This is a genomic window from Blastococcus sp. SYSU DS0617, assembly GCF_054051075.1.
Genome location: NZ_JBJHAO010000001.1, coordinates 310,106 through 334,687 on the forward strand (window position 1 = coordinate 310,106; position 24,582 = coordinate 334,687).

Genomic DNA, 24,582 nt, shown 5'->3' on the forward strand with positions numbered 1-24,582 from the left:
GTGCGACGGCCGGTCAGACTGGCGGGGTGAGGACCCCGGAGCAGGACGCCGTGGCCCGGCGGATCCGCGGCGCCGGGGCCCTCGGACTGCTCGTCCCGGCAGGGGCCACGACCCTGCCGGCCGCCACGCTGGCCGACCCGGGGTGGACGGCGGAGGTGCTCGCCCGCCGCGCCAGGTCCCAGCGGACGACGGACCGGCGGGTGCTGGCCACGACCTGGTGGTACTCCGCGTCGTCGGTGCTGGTCACCCCGCCGCTCGCGGGGCTGGTCGCCGGGATCCCGCTGTCGGCCCGGCTGGAGGACCTGACCGTGGCACTGCTGCCCGGGCTCGTCCCGATCGCGGCGGTGGCGGCCGGGGGTACCGCCGCCCCGGCGGCGGATCTGCGGGCGTCCCTGGCGGCGGTCGTCGCGGCCGTCGCCGAGGCCGGCGGGGTGCGCGAGCGACCGCTCTGGGCCATCGCCACCGACTCGCTGGCCAACCGGCTGCTCGATCTGGGCCGGGCGGTGGGCGACCCGGCGGGGGTGACGGCGCTCGCGCGCCCGCTGGCCGAGGCGATCGGCGCTCCGCTGCCCGCGCCGAGGTACGAGGACGTCGCGGGCGCCCGGTTCACCCGCCGGGCGTCGTGCTGCCTGCTGCACGAGCTGCCGTCGGGCGCGCTGTGCACCTCCTGCCCCCGCCGTCCGCCGGCCGAGCGGCGCGCCCTGCTCGAGCGCGCCGCCCGCCACTGGTGAGGCCCGGGCCGCTCAGGAGGAGTGCCGCACGTCCTGGAACGGGACGTCCCGGTCCACCTCGGGTTCGCGGGGGAGGCCCAGCAGCCGCTCGCCGATGATGTTCCGCTGGATCTGGTCGGTGCCGCCGCCGATCGAGGTGAACCAGGCGTTCATCGCGGCGAAGTTCGCGTCGTCGCCGTCCGGGTGGTCCGGGCCCTCCAACAGCGCCTGGGCGCCGACGATCGCCGACTGCACGCGGCCGGTCTCGTGCACGATCCGCGACATCGAGAGCTTCCCGAGCGAGGCCAGCGGCGAGGAGCTGCCCTGCTCGAGCTGGGCCTGCGCGCGCTGGTTGTTCCAGCGGTTGACCGCGCGCAGCGCGAACACCCGCGCGATCTCCCGCCGGAGCAGCACGTCGTCGGCCCGGCCGTACCGCCGCGCCAGCTCGGCCAGATCGGCCTCCGCGCGGCCGTTCGCCCGGGTCATCGCCCCGAGGTTGGCCTGCCCGAGGGCCACCCGCTCGTAGGCCAGCGCGGTCTGCAGCACCCGCCAGCCCTGTCCCGGGTCGCCCAGCATGTTCGCTGCCGGGACCCGGGCGCCGCTGAGGAACACCTCGTTGAAGTGCGCCTCGCCGGTGATCTGCCGCAGCGGCCGGACCTCGACCCCGGGCTGGTCCATGGGCAGGAAGAAGAAGCTCAGTCCCCGGTGCTTGGGCACGGCAGGGTCGGTGCGGGCCAGCAGCATCCCGTAGTCGGCGCCGGCCGCGTTCGACGTCCACACCTTCTGCCCGTCCACGACGTACTCGTCGCCCTCGGGCACCGCGCTGGTGCGCACCCCGGCCAGGTCCGAGCCGGCGCCCGGCTCGCTGTAGAGCAGACACATCCGCAGCCGGTTCTCCAGCAGCGGCCGCAGCAGCCGCTCCCGCAGCTCGGGGGTGCCGTGGGAGAGCAGCGTGTTGGCCCAGAGGTTGGTCCGGTCCTGCCCGCTGCCGGGTGCGCCGGCCCGGGCGAACTCCGCCTCGACGATGCCGGCCTGCTCGTCACTGAGGGCTGCGCCGAAGGCGGAGCGTGGCCAGCGCGGAACGGCGTACCCGGCGTCCACCACGGCGGCCAGCCACCGGGTCCGGTCCGTCCCGGGCTCCCAGTGCGCGGCCAGCCACGCACGCACCTCGTGGCGCACCTCGTCGTCGCTGCTCATCCGCTGTCCTCCCGGGTCGAGGGGCGCCGACCGTAGCGGTCAGGGTCGCAGGACGACCGTGGCCAGCGCCATCACGCCGACGAGGAGGATCAGCCCGGTCACCGCCAGGTACAGCCTGGCGTCGGGCAGGGCCTCGTCCCGGCGCAGCCGCGCGTCGGCCGCGCGGGAGCGCAGCGCTGCCCGGACGCCGATCACGGTCACCAGGACGGTGGCGGCGGTGGCGAGCGCGACGGCGGCCGCCACCGACCGGTCGAGCAGCAGCCGACCGATGAGCAGCGCCGCGCCGTAGCCGGAGAGGACGGTCCGGCGCCAGGCGAGCGTCGTCCGCTCGAGCTGCAGCCCCGGGTCCCAGGGCGCGGGCCGTCCGGGGCCGGAGGGGCGAGCCTGCTCGGGGCGGAGGAGGCGGGGACGGATGCGCCCGGCGAGGCGGGCCATCAGAGCACGATCAGCAGCGCCAGGCCGAGGGCGATGACCGCGATGCCCACCGCCAGGACGGTGCCCATCCCCAGGCCGGGCAGCGGCTCCTGCCGGCGCATGGCGCGCTCGTTGGCCATCCACCGGACGAAGGCGGTGGCGCTGGAGGCCATGCCGAGGACGATCAGGGCGGCGGCGAGCGGCCGGTAGCCGCCGGCGTCGGCGTCGCCCGACTCGGCCAGGACGTCGACCGCCACCCCGGCGACCACCAGCGCCAGCGACGTCCGCAGCCAGGCGAGGAACGTCCGCTCGTTGGCGAAGGTGAACCGCGGGTCCGGCTCGGCCCCTTCCCGGTAGACCCGGCCCGGCCAGCGCCCCACTAGTCCTGCGTCGGCGCCAGCAGCCGCGCCGACGGCCCCGCCTCCGGACCGGTGCCCTCGGTGACCTTGCGCGACTCGGCCGCGGCCCAGGTGAAGATGCCGCGGGCCATCAGGGACTCCTCCGCCGCGGCACGGGCCGCGTAGACCTCGGCTCGGGCGGCGTGGGCGGTCGCGTCGTCGGCGTCGGCCTGCACGGCCAGCTCGGCGAAGTGCGCGGCCAGCCGCAGCTCCCCGGCGCCGGCGTAGCGGCGGGCGGCGTCGGCCAGCGCCGTGGTGCCACCGGCGAGCTCGGCCACGGCGGCGGCGAGCTGGTGGTCGGGGGCCGGCTTGAGGTTGGCCGGGTTGCCGTCGTACCAGCCGGCGTACCGGCGCCAGAGGTTGCGGACGATGAACTCCGGCTCGTCGTAGCGGGCCCGCAGGTAGGGCCGGTCGGCCAGGTGCGCCGGGGGCCTCACCGTGTGCACCAGCTCGTCCAGCCGCGCTCCGGCGTTCATGCCGTCCAGGGTCTGCTCGACCAGGCTCTCCAGCCACTCGGCGGTCTCGGTGAGCGCCTGCCGGATGCGCTCGGCGCCGAAGATCGGCGCGCCGTGGGAGGGCAGCATGATCTCCGCGTCCAGCGCGGCCATCCGGCGCATCGCGATCGCCCACTCGCGGGGGTAGCGCTGCACCTTCTGCGGGTTGCCGCAGTTCGGCGTCACCCAGATGAACATGTCGCCCGGGCACAGGATGCGCTGCTGGGGCAGCCAGGCCACCGTGGCGTCGTCGGTCTCCCCCTGGACGTGGAAGAGCTCCATGGTCAGACCGTTGCGGGTCACGGTCATGCCGTCGCGATAGGTGATGTCGGGACGGCGGTACTCGGCGGGCCAGGTCAGCTGCGGTGCCTGGAACTGGCGCTGGTTGATCACCGCGTTGTAGCCGTTGGTGAGGATGTAGCGGTCGAACCGGTCGCCGATGAGCTCCTGGGCGATGACCGTGGGACGGGGGGAGTCCTCGGCGTCGAAGGGCCCGACGCCGAACACGTGGTCGATGTGCCCGTGCGAGAACACCACCGTGCTCACCGGGTCCGCGCTCCACCGCCGGACCGCCGCGTGCAGGGCCTGCGCACCCATCGGGTTGCCGCTGTCGAAGAGGACCAGCTCGCCACCGGCGCGGAACGTGACCACGTTGCCGAAGCCGGGGTGGAACCCGACGCCCTCGGCCACGTCGAGGACACCGGACCCACCGGATCCGCTCTGGGCGATGTTGTCGTCGGCGGCTCCGCGCCAGACGTCGTCGGCGTAGTCGACCAGAGAGCGCGTCATGCCGTTCACCGTGGCGCCTCCGACCGGGGCGGGCAACCGGCCGGAGAGCCAGTCCGACGTCGGTATCGTTGTGACATGTCACAACCTGTGGGCGATGCGCAGACGGCCGCGCTGGCCGCCCGGCTGGTCCCGCAGGTACCCCGGCTGGCGCGCCGGGTGGTCGAGCGGATCCGGAGCGAGGTACCCGGCTTCGACCGGCTCCCCAGCGACGTGCAGGACATGGAGGTCGCCGCGACCGCGCGAGCGGCGATCCGGGCGTTCCTGCAGCACGCGCAGGGCCTGCCCGGCCGGAGCGCCGATCTGTCCCGGCAGCGGGCCGTGCAGCGGGCCGAGGAGGGCGTGCCGCTGGCCGCCCTCGTGCAGACGTACTCCGTGGGTGCCGAGGTGGTCGTCGACGCCCTCGCCGAGGCGGCCCTGCCGGGCGAGGAGGGCGCCCTGCTGCGGCTGACGCGCCAGCAGATGCGCGCGGTGGGCGCGGCGGTGGCCCAGGTGACCGAGGCCTACGTCGCGGGCGCCGGCGACCAGCACGTCGCGGTCCGCGAGCTCACCTGGGCGCTCGTCCGCGGGGAACGGCCCGCGGACGTCGCCGCGCGCTACGGGCTGGCGCTCGAGTCCGGATACCTGGTGCTCCGCGTGCGCACCGCCCGCTGCGGGAACCCGGCCGCGGCCCGGGCGGCGCTGCGGTTCGTGCTGGCCCGGACCGCCCCCCGGGCCGACGGGCGCGCGCTCAGCCTGCGCGACGACCTGGGCGGCTTCGTGCTGCTGCCCGGCTCCTGCCCGGTCGAGGACGTGGTCATCCCGGCCGACGCGGCGGCTGCGCCGGTCGTGGGCATCGCGACGGCGGCGTTGCCGGAGGACGTGCCGGCGGCCGCGGCGCGGGCCGACCGCATCGCCGCCGTCGCCGGCCGACCGGGGGCGCACCAGCTCTCCGACGTGCTGCTGGAGTACCACCTCACCCACCAGGTGGACAGCGCGGCGGAGCTGGTGGCGGTGCTCACCCCCCTGAGCGGGCACCCCGAGCTGCTGCCCACCCTCACCGCCTTCCTCGACGCCGACCTGAACCGGCGGAACGCCGCCCGGGCGCTGGGGGTGCACGCCAACACCGTCGACAACCGGCTGGACCGGGTGGGCGAGCTGACCGGGGTCGATCCCCGCTCGGCCCGGGGCATCCAGCTCCTGGGGGCGGCGATCGTGGTCCACCGGACCCTTGCCCGAGGTCCGCAGGGCCTCGCGGCCGGGGTCCGCGCGGAGGATGATCGGTAGGTCTGGAGCCGGGGGGAGTCGCATGACGGAGCTGCCCGCCGCGTTCGTCGGACACGGCAATCCGATGAACGCCCTGGAGAGGAACCGCTACACCGAGGCCTGGCGCGCCTTCGGCCGGTCGGTGCCCCGCCCGCGGGCGGTCCTGGTCGTCTCCGCGCACTGGTACGTGCAGGCCACCGCGGTGACCGCCATGCCGCGGCCGCGCATGCTCCACGACTTCTACGGCTTCCCGCCCGAGCTGTTCGAGGTCCGCTACGAACCGCCCGGCCTGCCGGAGCTCTACGACGAGATCGCCGACGTCGTGCACCCGACGTGGGTCGGCGCCGACGTCGACAGCTGGGGGATCGACCACGGAGCCTGGGCGGTGCTGGTGCACGCCTTCCCGGATGCGGACGTCCCGGTGGTGCAGCTGTCCCTCAACGCGCTCAAGCCCTTCGACTACCACCTGCAGCTCGGCGCGGCCCTGGAGCCGTTGCGGAGGCGGGGCGTCCTGGTGATCGGCAGCGGCAACGTCGTCCACAACCTCGGTGGGGTCAGCCGGGCGATGCCGGACGCCGGCTTCGACTGGGCCCGGCGGTTCGGCGAGCAGGCCAAGGAGTGCATGCTCACCGACCCGGCGGACGTCCTCCGCCTCGACGGGCACCGGGACTTCGATCTCGCCGTCCCGACGCCGGAGCACTTCCTCCCGCTGCTCTACCTGGCGGGGCTCGCCGGCGCGGCAGGGCTGCCGGCCGAGGTGCTGGTCGACGGGTACGCCCACGGCTCGCTGTCGATGGCGTCCTACACGGTCGGCATGACGCCGCCGGCCCTGTCGGCGCCGGGTGTCGCCGCGGCGCTGCCGGAGGTGCCGCCCCCCGACGGCGCCAACATCTAGGCGGTGCGGGGTGGCTCCTCCGCCCGGCGGTGCAGGTCGGTGATCCGGGGGAACGGGCGGGTGGAGAAGACGGCCTCGACCGGGACGCCGAAGAACTCGGCGATGCGCAGCGCCAGGTGCAGGCTGGGGTTGTACTCGCCGCGCTCCAGGTAGCCGACCGTCTGGTAGTGCACGCCCAGGGCGTCGGCGAGCTCGCGCCGGGTCACCTGCTGCTCGGCGCGCAGCAGGGCGATCCGGTTGTGGACGCCGTCGCCGGGGCGTTCGCTCGTGGGATCGGGCGTCACGGGATCAGCGGACCCACTGCAGCGAGGCCTCGCGCGCCGCCTCGACCGTCGATCCGGACTGGCGGCGGGCCATCCGGCGCAGCACCCGCGGGGTCACCAGGGCGCCGAACGCCGCCCAGGCGAGCAGGACGGCGACCGTCGTCCCCGTCCGCCAGGAGTCGCCGAGCTCGAGGGTGACCGCGGAATCGGGGAGGAAGGCCGAGCGCAGCCCGAGCCCGATCCAGTAGGTCGGGAAGACCTGGGCCACGGCCTGCACCCAGCCCCACAGCGCCTGGATCGGGAAGAAGATCCCCGAGATCGCGGTGAGGAGCATGACGGGGAGCATTCCCCAGGTGCCGACCTTCTGCGTGCTCGGCACGACCGAGCCGATGATCATGCCCAGCGGCAGCGTGGCCAGCAGCCCGAGGACGACGACCCACGCAACCGTCAGCCAGCCGCCGGCGCCGCGGTGCATCAGGTCGTCGAAGAGCAGGAAGCTCGGCACGAGGATGGTCAGCAGCGACGGGAACAGGCAGAGCGAGTGGTAGGTGATCTGACCGGTCACGTAGCCCTGCATGCCGTGGGGGAGGGCCTTGTGCCGCAGCAGCGTGCCGTCCTCGCGTTCCATGGCGAGCGCGAAGGCCGGGCCGATGACGACGCCGAAGGCGAGCAGCGCACCGAGGATGCTGGGCAGCGCGTAGGTGGGGTACATCAGCTCGGTGCCCTCGAGCTCGTTGTCCCGGTTGAACCAGAGGAACACCAGGGCCCCGACGGCGGTGAAGAGGTAGAAGGCCTGGTCCTGCGGGCTGCGCAGGCTCAGCACGAACTCGGTCCAGCCGCGGCGGAGACCGAGGCCGGTCGCATGCCGGGTGCGGTTCACCGGGCCACCTCCTGGAGTCGGGGCGTCGTCGTGGGGTCGGACTGCGAGCGCTGCACCATCGCCAGGTAGGTGTCCTCCAGGCTGGCCTTGCGCACCTCGAGGTCGGTCAGCGCGTCGCCGTCCTGCTCGAACAGGCGTCGGACGAAGCCGACGACGTCGTCCGTGGGGTGCACGAACCGCTCCCGGCCCCGCGCCCAGCGCACCTCGGACGTGCCGGCCACCTGGCGGGTCAGTTCCTCGGCGCTGCCGTCGGCGACGATCCGGCCGCCGTCGAGGATCAGGATCCGGTCGGCCAGCTTCTCGGCCTCGGCGAGGTCGTGGGTGGTCAGCATGATGCTGGTGCCCTCGAGGTCGGAGAGCCGGTGCACGAGGTCGTGGAAGTCCCGCCGTGCCTGCGGGTCGAACCCGGCCGTCGGCTCGTCGAGGAAGAGCAGCTCGGGGCGGCCGATGATGCCGACGGCGACGTCGAGACGGCGCCGCTGGCCGCCGGACAGCGTGCCGATCCGCCGGCCGGCGTGCTCGCCCAGGCCCACGGTCTCGAGCAGCTCGTCGACGTCGTAGGGGCGCGTGCGGTCGGGGGTGGAGTAGGGGACGAAGTACCCGCCGAGCGACTGGAGCAGGGCGCGCGGGGTCCACCGGCCGTGGTCCCGCCAGGACTGCAGGACCACCCCCACCCGGGCCCGCCAGGCCTCGCTGGCGTTCGCCGGGTCCTCGCCGAGCACCCGCACCTCGCCGTCGGAGGGGAGCCGGAAGCCCTCGAGGACCTCGATGGTCGTGGTCTTGCCGGCCCCGTTCGGGCCCAGGAGGCAGACCACCTCGCCGGAGCGGACCTCCAGGTCCACGCCGGTCAGGACGTCGTGCGAGCCGTAGGACATCCGCAGTCCGCGGACGGAGACGACCGGATCGTCGGAGTCGGGGTTCATGCGCCTCACCTCTCGGGTCGGCGCTGATAGTAGGAGTGCTACATCGACAGCACAACCACGTAGCGCCGTGACGTCAGCGAGGGCCAGGGGCGCGGCGACGCTCGTCGGGAGTGGGAACGGTCCGTCTCGCTCCGCCTGCAGGCAGTGACGGCACACCCGGGCTCACAGCAAAAGCCCAGGTCCGGACTGGCGGGCACGGGTGGCCCTTCGGACAGTGAGTGCGCTCACTCACCTGTTCGTAACCGGGAGTCACACTTGTCTCAGCGCCGCCGCCCCTCCAGTCCGCGACGCGGGCACCGCGTCCTCGTCGCCTCCGGCCTCACCGCCGCGCTGGTCACGGTCCCCGGAATGGCCGCCGCCAACGAGGCCGAGCCGGTCGAGCAGGTGACCGCCTTCCTGGAGGGCCTGGCCGCCGAAGCGCCGTCGGACGGGGCGGCCCCCGGTCTGCCGGCCTTCGAGGTGCCCCCGGAGATCCGGGCTGCGTTCCAGCAGCTGGCCGATGCAGCCATGCTTCCCGAGAACTGCGTGGACGGCGTCGCGGACGCGATCGAGCTGATCCTGGGCGGCCTCATCGCACTGCCGCTCGAGCTCGCCGACGCGCTCGCGGCGCTGCTGGAGCTGCTCGGCGGTGGCGAGGGCCTGCCGCTGCCCGACGAGCTCGCCGTCATCGAGGACCTTCTCGACCAGCTCCTCGGGGGCCTGGCCGGCGCCGCTCCGGGAGCTGTCGACGAGTCCGCGGCCGCTGACCAGTCCGCCGCCGAGGGCGAGGCGGCCCCGGAGGGCGCCGCCCTGCCGCTGGTCGGAGACGTCGAGGGGCTGCTCGGCGGGGAGGGTGCCCCGGAGGGCGAGGTCCCGGCCGAGGAGACGCCCGCGCCGGAGACCCCTGAGCTGCCCACGCTGACCCTGGTCGACGGCCTGGTGGCTCTCGGCGAGGCGCTCGCCGCGTGCATCCCCGCTCCGCCCACCGAGGAGCCCGAGCCGGAGCCGGAGACGCCGGTCGTCCACCCCACGCCCGCGCAGCCCGCGCCGCACGCCCCCGAGCCGGTGGCCCAGCCGGTCGCCTACCTGGGTTACGCGCCCACGGGTGCCGACGCCCCCCGGGCCGACGACACCTCGGTGCCGCTGACCGCCCTGGGTGGCGGACTGGTGCTCGTGGCCGCCGGTGCGGCTGGATACGGGATGCGGGGCCGTGCGGTTCGTACGCGGGATTGATCTCCGCGCCGCCGGCGCCTTCCTGGTGGTGCTGGCGGCCGGACTGGCACTGCTGCTCGTCGTCTCCGGGCGCCCGGACGCGGACACCGCTCCGCGACCGGCTCCCGGGGCGTCGGCGCCGCTCGCCGGCGAGGCGCCGGCCCTGGCCGGCGAGATGGTCGCCACCGGTGCCATCCAGCCGGCCTCGCTGAGCATCCCGGCGATCGACGTGGACACGATCGTGGAGTCCCGCGGCACCGTGCAGTACGAGAACCCGTTCACCGGCGCCCAGGTGGACGGCTACGGGGTGCCGGAGTCGATGCGCACCACGTCGTGGTGGTCGGACGGCCCGCTGCCCGGCTCGGGTCAGATGGCGGTCATCCTGGGGCACCAGCAGGCCTCCGGGGGTGCGGTCTTCGATCGGCTGCACACCCTGCGACCCGGGGACGAGGTCAGCCTGCGCGACGCGAACGGTGCGGTGCTGCGTCTGCAGGTGCTGGGCGAGCCGGTCACCGGGCTGGACAAGGCGACCTCCGCGCTGGCCGACACGCTCAACGGCCACCCGCCGGAGGCCGACGTCGCGCTGGTGACCTGCGGCGGCGAGTTCGTCGAGGACGCCGGCACCAGCACCGACAACACGGTGGTGTTCGCGACCGTCGTTCGCTGAAGCCGTGGGGCCGTGGGGCCGTGGGCCGTGGGGCCGTTGGCCGTGGGGCCGTGGGGTCGTGCGGTCCTGAGGTCGTGCGGTCGTGAGGTCGTGCGGTCCTGAGGTCGTGCGGTCCCGAGATCGTGCGGTCGTGCGTCGATGGAGCCGTGCGACCGAGGTTCGCTGAGCCGTGAGGCGGCCGCGCTCTTGGCGTGAGCGCGGTCAGAACTGTCATACCCCGAACGTATGTTCGACCCGTGCCGACGAACCTGCTCCAGCGCTCCGTGGTGGAGGGTGCGCTGCTGGGCCTGCTGCTGCAGCGGGCGCCGTCGGTGCAGCGGTTGCCGGTCGGCCTGATGACCGCCGACGAGGCGGCAGCCGAGCTGCAGCGGGTGCAGGCGCGCAAGGCCATGGACGCCGCCTACGAGGCCGAACTGGTCATGGCGCTGGCCGCCGCCCGGCCCGACACCGATGACCCGCCGCCCGGGCATCCGGGTGCGCGGCGGCGCGGTGGTGGCTCGCCGGTGCCGGGGACGTCGGAGTTCCTGCCCGACGAGCTGGCGATGGTGCTCAACTGCTCCCGCGCCTTCGCCGCCGGGGTGCTGTCGGACTCCTACCAGCTGGTGGAACGGATGCCCGCGGTGCACGCCGACTGCACCGCCGGCCGGTTGGATTGGTACCGAGCGCGGGTGTTCGCCGACGTCCTCGGTACGGCCACCGACGAGGTCGTCGCGGTCGTGGTGCCCGCGGTGCTGCCCCTGGCGGCCGGCCTGTCGGCGGGGAAGCTCCGTAAGCGGCTGGTCGCCGCCGCCGAGGCGGCGGACGAGGAGTTCGCCGAGCAGCGGCGCATCGAGGCCGAGCAGCGCGCGGCGGTGCGGCTGTACCAGACCGGCGACGGCATGTCGGTGCTGACCAGTGAGCTGCCCTCGCCGGTGGCCGCGGCGATGTGGTCGGTGATCGACCAGGCCGCCCAGCTCGCGAAGACCACCGGGGACGACCGGCCCATCGGGATGCTGCGCACCGAGGCGCACGCCGCGCTGGTGCTGCGCACCTGGGACACCTCCCGCCCGGCCATGACCGGCCACCTCACCGTGACCGCACCACTGTCAGCCCTGCGCCCGCCGAACCAATCCCGCACCGCGGCCCAGGAGACGCCGGCCCAGGTGGCGCGGACCCAGCTGATGCCGACCTGCGAGATCCCGGCCCGAGAGGCGCCGGCCCGGTCGGCGCCGGCCGACGAGGCGCCGAACCGGGCGGTGGAGCGTGCGGCAGCCGGCGCGGCGACCCCGGCCGTGAACGGCACCGCCATCACCGCCGCCCACCTGCGCGAACTGCTCACCCAGCTCGGCGCACTCGGCGTCCAGGCTCCGCCGGGCGGCAGCCTGGAGGCGGCGCTCGTCGACGACGACGGCGCGCTGCTCGCCACCACCACCGCCGCAGAACTCACCCGACTGGCCACCCGCGGCTGCCCCACCCACGGACGTGAAGCCACCTGCCGGTGCCCGGTGGTGGGCCCGCCGCCCGAGGCGCGCGGCTACGACCACACCCCCGCACAGGAACGGTTCATCCGCCTCCGCGACCGCACCTGCCGGCACCCCGGCTGCGGCCAACCCGCCGGACGCACCGACGCCGACCACGTCGTCCCCCACGACTGCGGCGGCCGCACCACCTGCCAGAACCTCTGCTGCCTGTGCCGCACCCACCACCGGCTCAAGACCTTCGCCCGCAACTGGCGCTTCCGGATGCACCCCGACGGCACCCTCACCGTCACCACCCCGTCCGGCATCACCCGAACGACTCGACCACCGGGCCTGCGCGCACAACCCGCGCTACCGGGGCCGCAACCGGTGCCGGTTGTGGAGGAACCGCCGCCCTTCTGAGCGGGACCCGCACGGCCACGTCGCCGACACCCCACACCCGCTCGACCACGTGCTCCAGGCGCCGTTCCGAGCAGACTCGGTGCCCCGGGCTGCCGTTGTGAGGAGACGTGATGCCCCAGGCTCGCCCTTCCGAGAAGGCCTGTCGCCCCCAGGCCGCCCTGCCGAGGACGCGACCCGGGCCACTACCCAGGAGGTGGGCGAGAGCTCAGCTGGGCGTGCTCGGGTCCGGTGACAGCGACACGACGGGTCCGACCACCCACACGGCCGGCGGCCGGATGTCGGCCGTCGCCAGGGTGGCGGGCAGCTCGGCGAGGGTCGTCCGCACGGTGCGCTGCGTCGGTGTCGAGCCGTCGCTGACGATCCCGACGGGCGTCGAGGGTGCCCGGCCGTGCTCGACCAGCGCCGCGGCGATGGCCGGCGCGGTGTCCACGCCCATGAGGACCACGACCGTGCCGCGCAACCGCGCGATCGCCGACCAGTCGACCAGCGACTGGGGATGGCCGGGCGGCAGGTGGCCGGAGACCACGACGAACTCGTGGGTCATCCCGCGGTGGGTGACCGGGATGCCGGCGAGCGCGGGCACGGCGATCGCGCTGGTCACCCCCGGCACCACCTCGACGGGCACGCCCGCGGCCAGGCAGGCCTCGACCTCCTCCATGCCCCGGCCGAAGACGAACGGGTCGCCGCCCTTGAGTCGCACCACCCGCTTGCCGGCCAGCGCACGCGTCACCAGGAGGTCGTTGATCTGCTCCTGGGCCATCGAACGGCCGCGCGGCAGCTTGGAGGCGTCGATGACCTCCACCTCGTCCGGCAGCGACGCGAGCAGGGACAGTGGCGCCAGGTGGTCGGCCACGACGACGTCGGCCTGGGCCACCGCCTGCCGCCCGCGCACGGTGATCAGCGCCGGGTCACCCGGGCCCCCGCCCACCAGCACGACGCCGCCGGCGCGGCCGGACATCACGTCCCGCGAGGCGCGGTCGGCGATCGTGCCGTCGGTCAGCCCGGAGACGACGGCGTCGCGGACCGCGATCGCCCGCTGGGGGTCGCCGCCGCCGTGGACGCCGACGACGAGATCGCCGTGCCGGCCGGTCGCAGGCGTCCAGACGCTGGAGGAGGCGCGGTCATCGGCGCGCGCGCAGAAGATGCGGGCGCTCTCCGCCTCCGCGGCGACGGCCGCGTTGACATCCGCGTCGTCGGTCGCCGCCACGGCGTACCAGGCGCCGTCGAGGTCGCCCGGCTCGTAGCGCCGGCGCAGCCAGGTGAGGGAGCCCGGCGCGACGAGCGCCTCGAGGGCGGGGGTGACCTCGGGGCTGACGACGGTGACGCGCGCCCGCGCCTCCACCAGCCCGGCCACCCGGCGGTGCGCCACCTGCCCGCCGCCGACGACGACCACCCGCCGGTCCAGCAGCCGCAGGCCGACGGGGTAGACGGGGCCACCCGGGCCGCTGGGCCCGGCAGCCCGCACGGGGTCGGCTGCACCGGCGGGCCCGGGAGCCCGCTCGGGGTGGGCAGGACCGGCAGGTCCGGGAGTCCGCGCGGGGTCGGCAGGAGTGGCCATCAGCTCTTCTCGGTCACGCCGGCGGAGTCGAAGGTGGCGACGTCCCGCAGCGCCCGCGCGGCGCTGGTGACGAGCGGCAGGGCCAGCAGCGCCCCGGTGCCCTCACCGAGTCGCAGGTTCAGCCCCAGCAGCGGGCGCAGGCCGAGCGCGTCCAGCGCGACGGCGTGCCCCGGCTCGACCGAGGTGTGCCCGGCCAGCGCGTAGTCGAGCACCGTGGGACACAGCGCCGCGGCGACCAGCGCCGCCGAGCCCGCGATCGCGCCGTCCAGCAGGACCGGCACCCGTGCGGCTGCCGCGCCGAGCACGAAGCCGGCCAGGCCCGCGTGCTCGAGGCCGCCCACCTCGGCGAGCACCGCGAGCGCCGCTTCGGGGGTCGTCGGCCGCGCGGGCACGCGGGCCACCGCGCGGCTCACGACCTCGACCTTGCGTGCCAGCGTGGGGTCGTCGATGCCGGTGCCCCGCCCGGTCGCGGCGGCCGGGGTGGCGCCGGTGAAGGCGCAGACCAGGGCCGCCGAAGCGGTGGTGTTGGCGATCCCCATGTCTCCGGTGATCAGGCAGCCGCCGTCCGCGGCCAGCGTCGTGGCGACCTCGATGCCCGCCTCGACCGCCTGGCGCGCCTCGTCGACTGTCATGGCCGGACCGACGGAGAGGTCGGCGGTGCCCGGGCGCACCTTGCGGTCGAGCAGCGACGGCGTGGCGTCCAGCGGGACGGCGACGCCGACGTCCACGACCACGACCCGCGCGCCGAGCCCGGCGGCGAAGGCGTTCACCACCGCGCCGCCGGCCACGAAGTTGGCCACCATCTGCGCCGTCACCTCCTGCGGCCACGGCGTCACGCCCTGGGCGTGCACCCCGTGATCGCCGGCGAAGACGGCGACGGTGGCCGGCTCGGGCAGCGGCGCGGGGCAGACGCCCGCGATGCCGGCGAGCTGCGTCGCAACGTCCTCCAGGACGCCGAGCGAGCCCGGGGGCTTGGTCATCCGGTCCAGCCGCTCGCGGGCGGCGCGTTCGGCCGCCGCGTCCCGCGGGCGGACGGCGGCGATGGTGTCGCCGAGCAGCGTGCCGGCGAACGGGGCGGGATCGGTGCTCAGCGGAACTCCTCGGCGGCGGCGGTGTCGGGGTCAAGGATCGCAGCGAGCGCGGACCCGGGCGTCAGGTGGTGCAGGGGACGCATGAGACCACGCCCGTGTGACACGCAGGTGACACGGTCAGCCCGGCCGGGCCGGGCGGTGTCCGACGCACGTCTCCGAGCTCCGGCGCATCACCGGCGGCTGACCTCCCCCGGGCGGCCGTGCGCGCCTACCCTGGCTGGTCGCGGAACGAGCGAGGGAGCGCTGAACTGTCCGAGGACGCTGGAACCGGGGCCGAGCCGGCCGACGACGACGCCGTGCTGCTGTTCGTCGGCGGCCCGCTGGACGGCCGCGTGGAGATCCGCAAGGCCTGCCACGGCGAGCCCCTGCCCACGGTCACGCACGTGCACCTGCACGGCGGGCCCAAGGTCGTGCACCGCTACGACCTCGAGACGCTCGCCGACGGCGCCGGTGTCTACACCGTCCGCCCGCGCGCCGAGCACGCCGCCCGCGACGAGTCCGTCGCCGACTGAGCCGCGCTCACCAGCCCTGCACGCGACGGGCCTCGGCGACGACGCGGTCGAACCGCGCCCGGTCCAGCGCGGCGCCCTCGCGGCGCACGCTCCCGGGCGCGAGCTGCAGCAACCGGTCCAGGCGGACCTCGCTGGGGCGCCCGCGCGCGTCCCAGGCGCCGGTGCCCAGGTCGGTCCACACCCGCCCGTGTCGCGCCTCGTCCGCGGCGTCGCGGTCGTGGTCCTGGCTGCTGAGCATCAGGCCGAGCAGGTCGTCGCCCCGTCGACCGATGACCAGCACCGGGCGGTCCTTGCCGCGCCCGTCGCCCTCGTCGTAGGGCACCCACGCCCAGACGATCTCGCCGGGATCGGCCGCGTCGTCGTCCCGGGGCCGGTACTCGACGTCGGGGGCCGGGGCACCGGTCCGACGACGGGGGCGGTCGGGCGACCGGCGCCCCGGCGCCGCACGGCTCTCGCCGCCGGCCTTCAGCACCAGGTCGAGCATCGACCGCGCCGCCGCTCGGAGCCTCCGCCGCGCTGCCATGCGCCGCACGCTACGGGCCCGCCTCGCGGCCGCCGCTGGTGCCCATGTGTCCTCTGTGACACATGGGCACCCTCCGGTCACTCAGTGGTTAGCTCGCCCGATTGCGGGGAAACCGTTCCGGCACGGGATCGGCCGTGACAGGCAGTCGGGGGCGGGTTCCGGGGAAGAGGGGTCCGCATGACGTCGGCCGAGCCGGTGCGCCCCGCCGTCCCGCGGGCCGGAGAGGTGCAGGCCAGCGTGCTGGCCGCCTTCCAGCTGGTCGAGGACGCGCGCTACCTGGGCAACGGGCGCAGACCACGAGCCCAGCGGGCCCGCATCCTCGCCGAGCGGGCGGTGGCCGATCGCAGACTGGAGCGTGACCTGCCCCCCGACTGACTCAGGCGACGCAGAACTCGTTCCCCTGGGGGTCGGCGAGGGTCGCCCACTCCATCGGCCCCTGCGAGCCGCGCCAGAGCTCGGTCGCGCCGAGCGAGAGCAGCCGGGCGATCTCGGCCTCCCGGCCCTCCGGGCCCACGTGCACGTCGAGGTGCAGCCGGTTCTTGACCGTCTTGGCCTCGGGACGCGCTGGAAGAGGACGCGCGGCCGGCCCGGCTCGGGCGAGGTGATGGCCGCGCCGAGCGTCCACACCAGCGCGCCGCGATGCCGCATCGTGTCGGCCTCGCTCGCGGCGCCGGCCTGCACCATGCGGGTGATGAACGACTCGTCCTGCGGCTCCACCTGCCAGCCCAGCGCCTCGGCCCACCAGTCGGCGAGCTCGTGCGGAGCCGTGGAGTCGACGACGACCTGGATGTCGAATGCCATGACCGGACCGTAGGCCGCGGTACCGACGGTCCGGGCCGGCTAGAGCTCCTGGGCCAGGTCCGCCCAGATCGTCGCGTCGTCGGGGAGGTCGGTCTCCAGGGCGCAGTGGTCCTTGATGACGCGGCCGAACGGGGTGAGCGTTCCGGGCTCCAGCCGCTGCGCCGGGTCCCACAGCCCCGAGCGCATCACCGACTTCGGGCACTGGAAGAACGCCCTGCGGACCTGCAGCACGAGCACCGACAGCGGCGCGCGGCCGAACTCGGTCAGGTCGAGGTCGAGCTCCTCGGGCCGCAGCAGCGAGGTGGTCCCGTAGACGCGCAGCGTCTGGTCGACGCCCGGGACGAAGAACATCAGCGCCGCCCGCGGGTTCGCCGTCAGGTTGCGCAGGCTGTCGACGCGGTTGTTCCCCGGGCGGTCGGGCAGCGCGAGCCGGTGCTCGTCGAGCACGTGCACGAAGCCCCGGTCGCCGCCGCGAGGAGAGATCTCCGGCCAGCCGTCGGCATCGGCGGTGGCCAGCGTGGCGAAGGGGGAGTGGGCGATGAACTCGCGGCAGTGCGCGTCGAGGTGGTCGATCACCTTGTCCAGGACCAGCCCGCCGGGCGCCCGGTAGCCGGCGACGACGTCCCGGCCGGCGGGGTCGGTCAGCGGGAGGGCCGGGTCGGGGTTGAGGAGCGCCGGGTCGGGGTTCGGAAGCGCCGGGTCGGGACGGGGGACGTCCGGAGCGGTGACGGGATCCACCCGACGACCGTAACCGGCCACGCGGATAGCGTGGCCCTCCGTGTCCCAGGTGTGGAGTGCTCCCGTCCGGTTCGCCGAGTGCGACATGCAGGGCATCGTCTTCAACGCCCACTACCTGGTGTGGGCCGACGAGGCGCTGACCCCGTGGTGGATCGAGCGGGGCGTCGACTGGGGCCGGTTCGGAGCCGAGGGCTTCCAGTACGTCGTCGTCGCCAGCACCCTGGAGTGGACGTCCTCGGCGCGGCACGGCGACACCGTCGAGGTGGACGCCGAGCTGGAGAAGCTCGGCCGCACCAGCCTGACCGTGCGCTTCGTGATCCGGGTGGGCGAGCGGCTGTGCTGCACCGTGCGGACGACCTACGTGTGCCTCACCGGTGGCGCCCCGACGGCCTGGCCCGACGACCTGCGGGCGTGCCTGGCCGGCTGAGGCCGATCAGCGCGCCCCGAACCCGGACCCCGGCGGCAGCAGCGGGAGGCCGGCGGGCGGCCCCTGCTCGACGAGCCGCCACAGCGCGTCGGTGTCGGCGTGCTCGGCGACCAGGTCGCCCAGTCGGTCCAGCCGCGCCTCCCGGACACCGGCGAAGTCGGTGTCCGGGGCGGGCACGAACCGGCGTCCGGCCAGCGCGGCCGTCTCGCGCAGGAACGCCCGGCGGAAACCGTCGTTCTCCAGCGCCCCGTGCCACGTCGTCCCGAAGACCGACCCCGCCCGCGCCCCGTCGAGGAAACGTTCCGCGTCCTCGTCCACCGTGGCGACGCCGTGGTGGATCTCGTAGCCGGTGACCGGCTCGCCCAGCGCGGAGCCGGCCGGACGACCCAGCGTCTTCTCCGGCGCGAACCGCACCTCGGTCGGCAGCAGCCCCAGCCCGGCCACGACACCGGCACGTGACTCGACGTCGTCGCGGATGGTGCGCGCCAGCATCTGGAACCCGCCGCAGATGCCCAGCACCGGCAGCCCCGCCGCGGCCCGCCGGCCCACCGCCTCGGCCAGCCCGGTGGTGCGCAGCCAGGCCAGGTCGGCGACGGTCGCCCGCGTGCCGGGCAGGACCACGAGGTCGGCGTCGGCGAGCTCCTCGGGGCGCGTGGCGTACCGGAGCAGCACCCCCGGCTCGGCGGCGAGCGCGTCGAGGTCGGTGAAGTTGGAGATGCGGGGCAGCCGCGCCACCGCCACCCGGAGGACGTCCTCCCCGTGCGCCGGCCCGGCGGGGGAGCGCGGCACGTCCAGTCCGAGGGAGTCCTCGACGTCGACCTCCAGGTCGGCCAGCCAGGGCAGCACGCCCAGCGTGGGACGGCCGGTCAGCGAGGTCAGCTGGTCCAGCCCGGGGCGCAGCAGCCGGACGTCGCCGCGGAACTTGTTGACCAGGAAGCCCGCGACCAGCCGCTGGTCCTCCGGTGGCATCAGCGCCACCGTGCCGTGCAGCGCCGCGAAGACCCCGCCGCGGTCGATGTCCCCGACCACCACCACCGGGAGCCGGGCCGCCGTCGCCAGCCCCATGTTGGCGATGTCGTCGGCCCGCAGGTTGATCTCGGTCGGGGAGCCGGCGCCCTCGCAGACGACGACGTCGAACCGTGCCCGCAGGTCGGCCAGGCTGGCCAGCACCTGCTCCATCAGGGCGGCCTTCCGCGGCCGGTAGGACAGGGCGGTCACCTCGCCCACGGCGCGGCCGAGGACGACGACCTGGCTCGAGTTCTCCCCGCCCGGCTTGAGCAGCACCGGGTTCATCGCAGCCTCGGGCTCCACCCGGGCCGCGGCCGCCTGCACGACCTGGGCGCGGCCGATCTCCGCGCCGTCGGCGGTGACCATCGAGTTGTTGCTCATGTTCTGCGCCTTGAACGGCGCCACCGAGACGCCCTGCCGGACGAGCCAGCGGCAGATCCCCGCGGTGACGAGGGACTTGCCGGCGTCCGAGGTCGTGCCGGCGACCAGCAGTGCTCCGCTCACGCGGGCGCCTCGGGAGGGGTGCCCCACCCGGCCTTCTCCTGGCCGGAGAGGGCCGCGATCTGCTCCATGACCGCGTCGGTCACCTCGCGCCGGGCCTTGCCCTTGCCGGCCAGGCCGCGGTGCTCGGGGAAGGTCAGCGGGGCCCCGAAGGTCACCGAGACCCGGGCGGGCCGCGGCCAGCGGGCCCCGACGGGCTGGATGCGGTCGGTGCCGTGGACGGCGACCGGCACGACCGGGCAGTCGGCGGTGAGCGCCAGCCACGCGACACCGGTCTTGCCGCGGGCCAGCCGGCCGTCGCGCGAGCGCGTGCCCTCCGGGTACAGGCCGAAGGCGTCGCCCTGGTGGAGCACCGACAGCGCGGTGTCCAGCGCGGCCTGCGCGGCGCGGTGGGTGTCTCGCTCGACCGGGTACGCGCCGAGCGCGGTGAACAGCACCCGGGTGAACCAGCCGGAGATTCCGCTGCCGGTGAAGTACTCGGCCTTCGCCAGGAGCCGCACCCGGCGCGGGGCGACGGTGGGGATCACCAGGCTGTCGATGAACGACAGGTGGTTGCTGGCGATGATCACCGGCCCGGTGGGCGGCACGTTCTCCTTGCCGGTGACCCGCGGGCGGAACAGCACCCAGAACACGGGCCGGATGACCAAGCGGGCGATGACGTAGAACACCGGGTGCTCCCTCCTCGGCCCGCCCCGCCGTCGGCGGGACCGACGGCTCGTGCGGCGTCCGCATTGTTCCGGACCGCCCGGGGCGGCAGCGCGCAGGCCCGGTTCAGCGGCGCCGGCGCGCGCGGACCAGGCGGGCGGCGACGGCGACGGCGGCCGACGTCGTCCACACGGCACGCGAGAGGCGCACCGCCCGGCGGATGTCCCCGGGCTCCGGCGGCCGGCCCGAGCCGAGCGTCGGCCGGTCCTCCACCCGGGAGCCGTAGACGTTGCGGCCACCCAGGCGCAGCCCGAGGGCGCCGGCCAGCGCCGCCTCGCACCGTCCCGCGTTGGGGCTGGGGTGCGCCGCGCCGTCCGCGCGCCAGGCGCGCAGCGCACCGGACGCCGAGCCGTCCACCAGCGGCGCGCAGGCGACCGTCAGCGCGGCCGTCGTCCGGGCCGGCGCCCAGTTGGCGACGTCGTCCAGCCGGGCCGACGCCCAGCCGAAGCGCTCGTACCGCGGCGAGCGGTGCCCGACCATCGCGTCCAGCGTGTTCACGGCGCGGTAGGCGAGCAGGCCCGGTACGCCGGCGACCGCGCCCCAGAACAACGGGGCGACGGCGGCGTCGGAGGTGTTCTCCGCGACCGACTCGACCGTCGCCCGCGCCAGCTCGGTGGCGCCCAGCCCGCTCGGGTCGCGGCCGGCGAGGGCGGGCAGCACGGCCCGCGCCCCGGGCAGGTCGTCCGCTGCGAGGGCGGCCGCCATCCGCTCCGCGGTGCGGGACAGCGACGTGCCACCGAGCACCGTCCACGTGGCGGCCGCGGTGACCAGCGTGCGCGCACCCGGCCGGGAGCCGGTCGCCCGCTCCAGTGCGGTCCCGAGCGCGGCCACCGCCGTCGTCAGCAGCAGGGCGTGCCCGGCGCCGGCGAGGCGCTCGTCCCGCCACAGCCGGCGCTCCAGCGCGGCGGCTGCCGATCCGAAGCCGGCCACCGGGTGGTGGCGGCGCGGGTCACCGAGCAGCAGGTCGGCGACGGAGCCGAGGGCCAGGCCGGCGGCGAGTGGGACGTCCACGGGCGACATGGTGCCCGCACGCCCGCGGGCGGCCTCCCTAGGATCGGTCGTCATGCGTCTGCCCGGCCGTTACGACGGCGTCGCCCGGCCCATCGTCACGTACGGAAGCAACCCCGTGCTGCACCGTCCGTGCGCCCCGGTGACCGAGTTCGACCGCGCCCTCCGCCACCTGCTCCTGGACATGTTCGCCTCCATGGCGGCCGCCGACGGGGTGGGCCTGGCGGCCAACCAGATCGGCGTGGACGCGCGGATCTTCGTCATCGACTGCCCCGACGCCGCCGGTGAGGACGTGGTCGGGTACGCGATCAACCCGACCCTGACGATCCTCCCGGCCGAGGGTGAGGACCCGGCCGAGGAGGTCACCGAGGAGGGCTGCCTGTCGGTGCCCGGCCCGTACGCCGAGCTGCCCCGTGCCTTCCGCGCGCGGGTCGACGGCGTCGACGTCCACGGCGACCCGGTGTCGATCGAGGCGACCGGGATGGCCGCGCGTTGCCTCCAGCACGAGGTCGACCACCTGGAAGGAATCGTCTACGTGGACCGGCTGCCCGAGGACGTGCGCGAGCGGCTGCTCGCCGAGGCGGCGGGTCCCGGCGGCGACCTGCCCGCGTGAGCGGCGACCTGCCCGCGTGAGCGGGGACCTGGGCGGCCGCCTCGTCCTGTTCGACCTGGACGGCACGCTGGTCGACTCCTCGCCGGGCATCTCCTCCTCCGTCCGGCACGCCGCGGCCGCGCTCGGCCTCCCGGAGCCGACGCCGGACCAGCTGCGCGACATGGTCGGGCCGCCGCTGCAGGACGGCTTCGCACTGGTCCTCGGCCTCGCGGTCGACGACGTGCCCGGCGCCGTCGCCGCCTACCGGGCGCACTACGCGGCCGGTGCGCTGCTCGACGTCACGGTGCACGACGGCATCCCCGGGCTGCTCGCCGACCTCCGGGCGGCGGGGGCGACGTTCGCCGTCGCGACCAGCAAACCCGAGCCGTTCGCCGTGCGCGTGCTCGACCACACCGGCCTGCTCCCAGCGTTCGCGAGCGTCCACGGCGCGACTCTGGACGGCGCGGTCCGGCACAAGGAGCAGGTGGTGGCCGCGGCGCTCGGGGCGCATCCACGGGGGCGCGCCCCCGTCCTCGTCGGCGACAGGTCGCACGACGTGCTGGGCGCGGCCGCCCACGGCCTGCCGTGCATCGGGGCGGGCTGGGGCCCGGCCGAGGACGGCGAGCTGGCCGCCGCCGGTGCGGCCGCGATCGCCGCCGTCCCCGCGGACGTGCCGGGCCTGCTGGCGAAAACGGGGTGAACCCCGGGCCGGCGTCGCGCACCATGGGCCGCCCCCCGTAGCAAGGAGTTCGATCGTGCACGCCCTCACCGAGCAGCAGGTCCGCCGCTCGTTCGTCAACTGCTCCCAGGGCGAGGCCAAGGGGCTCGCCCTCCCCAGGGACTTCGCCGACCTGGACTGGCCCGCCCTCGAGCTGCTCGGCTGGCGGGACCCGAAGGCTCCGCTGCGCGGTTACCTCGTCGTCGAGGACCCGGACGGTGCGGCCGGGCGCCCGGTCGGGATCGCGGTGCGGGCCGCGGAGTCCCGGATGTCGGCCCGCACGACCGCGATGTGCCTGCTGTGCCAGACGGCGCAGAGTGGGGACGCCGTCTCGCTCTTCACGGCCAGGCGCACCGGCGCGGCCGGCCGCAACGGCAACACCGTCGGCACGTACATGTGCGCCGATCTGGGCTGCGCCGCCCGCGTGCGCACGGAGATCCCGCCGTGGTTGCAGGACCGGAATCCGGACGAGGTCGTCGCCGAACGGGCCGCCGAGCTGCGGCAACGGGTGCAGAGCTTCGTCGAGGCGGTCCGCCGCTGATGTGTGGCGACGGCCGGTGGTGGGGCATCTGACGGTGCATGACCGAATCGACGCCGCTGCGCGCACTCGCCCTCGTCTGCAGCCTCAAGCCCACGCCCGCGCCGTCCAGCAGTGACCTCATGGCCCGTCAGATCCTCGGGGAGCTGGGCAGGCACGGGGTGACCGGCGACGTCGTCCGCGTCGTCGACCACGACGTGAAGCCCGGTGTCGAGGTGGACATGGGCGCCGGCGACGCCTGGCCGGCCCTCCGCGAGCAGATGATGGCCGCCGACATCCTGATCGTCTCCACGCCCACCTGGGTCGGGCACATGAGCAGCGTCGCCCAGCGGGTGCTCGAGCGCCTGGACGCCGAGCTGTCGGAGACCGACGACTCGGGACGGCCGCTGGTCGCCGGCAAGGTGGCCGTCTCCGCCGTCGTCGGCAACGAGGACGGCGCGCACAAGATCATCGCCGACCTCTTCCAGGCCCTGAACGACATCGGCTTCACGATCCCGTCGCAGGGCGGCACCTACTGGAACGACCAGGCCATGGGTGGCACCGACTACATGGACCTCGACGAGACCCCGGAGGCGGTCGCCTCCACCACCGCCACGCTGGCCGAGAACGCCGCGCACCTGGCCCGCGCGCTGAAGGCGAGCCCCTACCCGGGCAGCTGAACCGGGGCGCGCCGATCGGACCGCTCGCCCGCGGGTGCCTCGCCGGCGGCCAGCGACCCGGCGGTCCGCCGGGCCCGCAGCAGGCCGGCCACGGCCAGCAGCGCGAGGACGACGACCGCGATCCCGTAGACCCCGGTCGTCCGCGTCAGGCCGGCGTGCCCGGCGGCGACGCCCGCGGCGATCGCCGGCACGCTGAACGCCAGGTACCCGACGACGAAGATCGCGGCCATCAGGCCGGCCCGGTGCCCTGGCTCGATGCCGTGCGTGATCGTGGCGACCGCGCCGAGGAACGCGGCACCGAAACCGAAGCCGGTGCCGACCGCCGCGGCGAACAGCAGGGGTGCCGAGGTGGTGGCCAGGGCGCCGAGCGTGCCGCTCACCCCACCGGTGAACACCAGCGCGCCGACCAGCATCGCCCGCTCGGGCGGGGAGGTGCGCAGCGCCAGCGAGCCGATGATCCCGGTGCCGTTGAGCGCCAGGATGAGCAGCCCGCCGACCAGGTGGTTGTCGATGGCGAAGACGTCGGCGACCAGCGACGGGCCGAGGGAGGCGTAGAGGCCGCCGAGCGCCCAGCAGGCGACCAGCAGCGGCAGCGCGACGACGTAGGCCCTGCGGTGCGCGGCCGGCACGTGGACCCGCGGGCGCAGCGAGGCCGCGGCACCGGGCACCCGGGCCGAGGTCTCCGGGAGCCACAGCACGCCCAGGGCGGCCAGCACGAACACCACCGCCAGCACGCCGAACACCCACGTGTCCGGTGCGGCGACCGATTGCACGAGTAGACCGGCCGCGACCGCCCCGATGGAGAGACCGAGCCCCGGGGAGGCGCTGTTGATGAAGGCGCCGTGCGGTCGCTCCGGGCGCTGCAGGTCCAGCAGCGAGGCCCCGAGCGTGCTGGTGAGCGCCCCGGTCGCCAGCCCCTGGACCACCCGCGCGGCCAGCAGCCACCCCACGCCGTCGGCGGCCAGGAACAGCACCATCGCGACGGCCTCGAGGAGGAACGCCACGATCAGCACCGGCCGCCGGCCCACGTGGTCGGACAGCCCGCCCACCACGAGCAGTGAGGCCAGCAGCGCGAAGGCGTAGATGCCGAACACCGTCGTCAGCATCCCGGGGCCGAAGCCGAACTCCTCCTGGTAAACCCGGTACAGCGGGGACGGCACGCCCGACGCCGCCAGCATGAGCACCAGGAGGACGGCCACCGACCAGAAGGCGGGGGTGCGGGGCAGACGGCGAGACTCGGGCACGACAGACAGCAAGGCCCACGCCCGGGAGCCGATTCCC

General features: G+C 75.3%; 28 protein-coding genes and 1 pseudogene. 13 read left to right on the top strand and 16 right to left on the bottom strand.

Features of this window, described 5'->3' with window-relative positions; translation table 11 throughout:
- The first annotated feature begins 26 nt into the window (after nt 1-26).
- Nucleotides 27-731, top strand: coding sequence for a (2Fe-2S)-binding protein (locus tag ACI793_RS01470; protein WP_456604588.1), 705 nt, complete (start codon nt 27-29; stop codon nt 729-731).
- A 12-nt stretch (nt 732-743) separates the two neighbouring features.
- Here ACI793_RS01470 and ACI793_RS01475 read toward each other — a convergent pair whose 3' ends face one another.
- The 4 genes from ACI793_RS01475 to ACI793_RS01490 are packed head-to-tail and all read right to left on the bottom strand — an operon-like array spanning nt 744 to nt 4,002.
- Entirely contained in the window at nt 744-1,907 is a 1,164-nt protein-coding gene (locus tag ACI793_RS01475) for an acyl-CoA dehydrogenase family protein (protein ID WP_456604589.1), read from the bottom strand.
- Nucleotides 1,908-1,946: 39 nt separating this feature from the next.
- Nucleotides 1,947-2,342, bottom strand: coding sequence for a DUF202 domain-containing protein (locus ACI793_RS01480; protein ID WP_456604590.1), 396 nt, complete (start codon nt 2,340-2,342; stop codon nt 1,947-1,949).
- Nucleotides 2,342-2,701 carry a YidH family protein gene (locus tag ACI793_RS01485; RefSeq protein WP_456604591.1) on the bottom strand — a complete coding sequence of 120 codons (360 nt, stop codon included), beginning with the start codon at nt 2,699-2,701 and terminating at the stop codon, nt 2,342-2,344. The genes ACI793_RS01480 and ACI793_RS01485 overlap by 1 nt, the downstream gene beginning before the upstream one ends.
- On the bottom strand, nt 2,701-4,002 hold the full coding sequence (locus ACI793_RS01490) for an alkyl sulfatase dimerization domain-containing protein (protein WP_456604592.1): 1,302 nt from the start codon (nt 4,000-4,002) through the stop codon (nt 2,701-2,703). The genes ACI793_RS01485 and ACI793_RS01490 overlap by 1 nt, the downstream gene beginning before the upstream one ends.
- A gap of 75 nt (nt 4,003-4,077) precedes the next feature.
- Here ACI793_RS01490 and ACI793_RS01495 point away from each other — a divergent pair, with 75 nt between their 5' ends.
- Both ACI793_RS01495 and ygiD read left to right on the top strand, forming a co-directional pair.
- Nucleotides 4,078-5,265, top strand: a complete 1,188-nt coding sequence (locus ACI793_RS01495; protein ID WP_456604593.1) for a PucR family transcriptional regulator — start codon at nt 4,078-4,080, stop codon at nt 5,263-5,265.
- A gap of 22 nt (nt 5,266-5,287) precedes the next feature.
- Nucleotides 5,288-6,139, top strand: a complete 852-nt coding sequence (gene ygiD, locus ACI793_RS01500) for a 4,5-DOPA-extradiol-dioxygenase (protein ID WP_456604594.1) — start codon at nt 5,288-5,290, stop codon at nt 6,137-6,139.
- Here the strand turns inward: ygiD and ACI793_RS01505 are convergent.
- Genes ACI793_RS01505 through ACI793_RS01515 form a run of 3 tightly spaced genes read right to left on the bottom strand, consistent with a single transcriptional unit; the run spans nt 6,136 to nt 8,205 of the window.
- Nucleotides 6,136-6,423, bottom strand: coding sequence for a helix-turn-helix transcriptional regulator (locus tag ACI793_RS01505; protein WP_456604595.1), 288 nt, complete (start codon nt 6,421-6,423; stop codon nt 6,136-6,138). The two genes, ygiD and ACI793_RS01505, sit on opposite strands and share 4 nt — an antisense overlap.
- A 4-nt stretch (nt 6,424-6,427) precedes the next feature.
- Complete coding sequence (locus ACI793_RS01510; RefSeq protein ID WP_456604596.1) at nt 6,428-7,282, bottom strand: ABC transporter permease; 855 nt, start codon at nt 7,280-7,282, stop codon at nt 6,428-6,430.
- Nucleotides 7,279-8,205, bottom strand: a complete 927-nt coding sequence (locus ACI793_RS01515) for an ABC transporter ATP-binding protein (RefSeq protein WP_456604597.1) — start codon at nt 8,203-8,205, stop codon at nt 7,279-7,281. The genes ACI793_RS01510 and ACI793_RS01515 overlap by 4 nt, the downstream gene beginning before the upstream one ends.
- Nucleotides 8,206-8,553: 348 nt before the next feature.
- On the opposite strand from ACI793_RS01515, the gene ACI793_RS01520 reads away from it, so the two are divergent.
- The 3 genes from ACI793_RS01520 to ACI793_RS01530 all read left to right on the top strand — a co-directional run bounded on the left by ACI793_RS01520 (nt 8,554) and on the right by ACI793_RS01530 (nt 11,922).
- On the top strand, nt 8,554-9,417 hold the full coding sequence (locus ACI793_RS01520; RefSeq protein ID WP_456604598.1) for a hypothetical protein: 864 nt from the start codon (nt 8,554-8,556) through the stop codon (nt 9,415-9,417).
- Nucleotides 9,395-10,063, top strand: a complete 669-nt coding sequence (locus tag ACI793_RS01525; RefSeq protein WP_456604599.1) for a class F sortase — start codon at nt 9,395-9,397, stop codon at nt 10,061-10,063. Before ACI793_RS01520 ends, ACI793_RS01525 begins: the two co-directional genes overlap by 23 nt.
- Before the next feature lie 236 nt (nt 10,064-10,299).
- On the top strand, nt 10,300-11,922 hold the full coding sequence (locus tag ACI793_RS01530) for a DUF222 domain-containing protein (RefSeq protein ID WP_456604600.1): 1,623 nt from the start codon (nt 10,300-10,302) through the stop codon (nt 11,920-11,922).
- Between the two features lie 205 nt (nt 11,923-12,127).
- Here the strand turns inward: ACI793_RS01530 and cobA are convergent, their stop codons facing one another.
- Nucleotides 12,128-13,480: a uroporphyrinogen-III C-methyltransferase gene (gene cobA / locus ACI793_RS01535; RefSeq protein WP_456604601.1), complete on the bottom strand. Its 1,353-nt coding sequence runs from the start codon at nt 13,478-13,480 to the stop codon at nt 12,128-12,130.
- On the bottom strand, nt 13,480-14,571 hold the full coding sequence (gene cobT / locus ACI793_RS01540; RefSeq protein ID WP_456604788.1) for a nicotinate-nucleotide--dimethylbenzimidazole phosphoribosyltransferase: 1,092 nt from the start codon (nt 14,569-14,571) through the stop codon (nt 13,480-13,482). Before cobT ends, cobA begins: the two co-directional genes overlap by 1 nt.
- Before the next feature lie 200 nt (nt 14,572-14,771).
- On the opposite strand from cobT, the gene ACI793_RS01545 reads away from it, so the two are divergent.
- On the top strand, nt 14,772-15,083 hold the full coding sequence (locus tag ACI793_RS01545; RefSeq protein WP_456604602.1) for a hypothetical protein: 312 nt from the start codon (nt 14,772-14,774) through the stop codon (nt 15,081-15,083).
- Nucleotides 15,084-15,090: 7 nt separating this feature from the next.
- Here the strand turns inward: ACI793_RS01545 and ACI793_RS01550 are convergent, their stop codons facing one another.
- Complete coding sequence (locus ACI793_RS01550) at nt 15,091-15,606, bottom strand: type II toxin-antitoxin system PemK/MazF family toxin (RefSeq protein WP_456604603.1); 516 nt, start codon at nt 15,604-15,606, stop codon at nt 15,091-15,093.
- A gap of 177 nt (nt 15,607-15,783) precedes the next feature.
- Here ACI793_RS01550 and ACI793_RS01555 point away from each other — a divergent pair, with 177 nt between their 5' ends.
- On the top strand, nt 15,784-15,981 hold the full coding sequence (locus ACI793_RS01555; protein WP_456604604.1) for a hypothetical protein: 198 nt from the start codon (nt 15,784-15,786) through the stop codon (nt 15,979-15,981).
- A 1-nt stretch (nt 15,982) separates the two neighbouring features.
- Here ACI793_RS01555 and ACI793_RS01560 read toward each other — a convergent pair.
- Together ACI793_RS01560 and ACI793_RS01565 are read right to left on the bottom strand one after the other, a co-directional pair.
- A pseudogene (locus ACI793_RS01560) lies at nt 15,983-16,407 on the bottom strand (VOC family protein).
- A gap of 39 nt (nt 16,408-16,446) precedes the next feature.
- Nucleotides 16,447-17,145 (bottom strand): MSMEG_1061 family FMN-dependent PPOX-type flavoprotein, encoded by a 699-nt coding sequence (locus ACI793_RS01565; protein ID WP_456604605.1) that lies wholly within the window; start codon nt 17,143-17,145, stop codon nt 16,447-16,449.
- A gap of 40 nt (nt 17,146-17,185) precedes the next feature.
- Between ACI793_RS01565 and ACI793_RS01570 the strand changes: the two genes are divergently transcribed.
- Nucleotides 17,186-17,572: an acyl-CoA thioesterase gene (locus ACI793_RS01570; protein WP_456604606.1), complete on the top strand. Its 387-nt coding sequence runs from the start codon at nt 17,186-17,188 to the stop codon at nt 17,570-17,572.
- A 6-nt stretch (nt 17,573-17,578) separates the two neighbouring features.
- Here the strand turns inward: ACI793_RS01570 and ACI793_RS01575 are convergent, their stop codons facing one another.
- The 3 genes from ACI793_RS01575 to ACI793_RS01585 form a co-directional block, all read right to left on the bottom strand.
- Nucleotides 17,579-19,084, bottom strand: a complete 1,506-nt coding sequence (locus ACI793_RS01575) for a cobyric acid synthase (protein WP_456604607.1) — start codon at nt 19,082-19,084, stop codon at nt 17,579-17,581.
- The gene (locus ACI793_RS01580) at nt 19,081-19,749 is read right to left on the bottom strand and encodes a lysophospholipid acyltransferase family protein (protein ID WP_456604608.1); all 669 of its coding nucleotides are present in this window, start codon (nt 19,747-19,749) and stop codon (nt 19,081-19,083) included. Before ACI793_RS01580 ends, ACI793_RS01575 begins: the two co-directional genes overlap by 4 nt.
- Before the next feature lie 103 nt (nt 19,750-19,852).
- Entirely contained in the window at nt 19,853-20,806 is a 954-nt protein-coding gene (locus tag ACI793_RS01585) for a cobalamin biosynthesis protein (RefSeq protein ID WP_456604789.1), read from the bottom strand.
- Between the two features lie 43 nt (nt 20,807-20,849).
- Here ACI793_RS01585 and def point away from each other — a divergent pair, with 43 nt between their 5' ends.
- From def to ACI793_RS01605, 4 genes are read left to right on the top strand one after another with little or no spacing between them, the layout of a single operon-like run.
- Nucleotides 20,850-21,407, top strand: coding sequence for a peptide deformylase (def, locus tag ACI793_RS01590; RefSeq protein ID WP_456604609.1), 558 nt, complete (start codon nt 20,850-20,852; stop codon nt 21,405-21,407).
- 16 nt (nt 21,408-21,423) lie between these two features.
- Nucleotides 21,424-22,086 carry an HAD hydrolase-like protein gene (locus tag ACI793_RS01595; protein WP_456604610.1) on the top strand — a complete coding sequence of 221 codons (663 nt, stop codon included), beginning with the start codon at nt 21,424-21,426 and terminating at the stop codon, nt 22,084-22,086.
- Nucleotides 22,087-22,141: 55 nt separating this feature from the next.
- Nucleotides 22,142-22,645: an FBP domain-containing protein gene (locus tag ACI793_RS01600; protein WP_456604611.1), complete on the top strand. Its 504-nt coding sequence runs from the start codon at nt 22,142-22,144 to the stop codon at nt 22,643-22,645.
- 38 nt (nt 22,646-22,683) lie between these two features.
- Nucleotides 22,684-23,301, top strand: coding sequence for a flavodoxin family protein (locus ACI793_RS01605; protein WP_456604612.1), 618 nt, complete (start codon nt 22,684-22,686; stop codon nt 23,299-23,301).
- Here the strand turns inward: ACI793_RS01605 and ACI793_RS01610 are convergent.
- Nucleotides 23,286-24,545 carry an MFS transporter gene (locus ACI793_RS01610; protein WP_456604613.1) on the bottom strand — a complete coding sequence of 420 codons (1,260 nt, stop codon included), beginning with the start codon at nt 24,543-24,545 and terminating at the stop codon, nt 23,286-23,288. The two genes, ACI793_RS01605 and ACI793_RS01610, sit on opposite strands and share 16 nt — an antisense overlap.
- Nucleotides 24,546-24,582: the final 37 nt, after the last annotated feature.